Origin of the sequence: Paraburkholderia sp. RL17-380-BIE-A, from assembly GCF_046028085.1 — a bacterium.
In the GTDB taxonomy this organism is placed as follows: Bacteria; Pseudomonadota; Gammaproteobacteria; order Burkholderiales; family Burkholderiaceae; genus Paraburkholderia.
In genome coordinates this window covers 1-307 of record NZ_JARESQ010000066.1, presented here as the reverse complement: position 1 = coordinate 307, position 307 = coordinate 1, and the positions used below count along the sequence as shown (strand labels likewise).

The 307-nt window shown below is 65.1% G+C and carries 1 protein-coding gene; it reads left to right on the top strand.

Annotation, left to right across the window (positions count from 1 at the left end):
• A partial coding sequence (locus tag P0D68_RS35555; RefSeq protein ID WP_408303752.1) for a cytochrome ubiquinol oxidase subunit I occupies positions 1 to 307 on the top strand: 307 nt, incomplete at both ends.

Sequence of the window (307 nt, the reverse complement as noted above, 5' to 3'; positions counted from 1 at the left end):
CGTGACGGCCTCGATGTTCGTGCTCGGCGTGTCGTCGTGGTATCTGCTCAAGCGCCGCGACACCGAATTCGCGCTGCGCTCGTTCGCGATCGCCGCCGGGTTCGGCCTCGCCTCCACGCTGTGCGTGATCGTGCTCGGCGACGAATCCGGCTACCGCACCGGCGAAGTCCAGCAGGTCAAACTGGCCGCGATCGAATCCGAATGGGAAACCGCGCCTGCGCCGGCACCGTTTACGATCATCGGGATACCGAACCAGAAGGAAGAACGTACCGACTACGCGATCCGGGTTCCCTACGCGCTCGGCCTG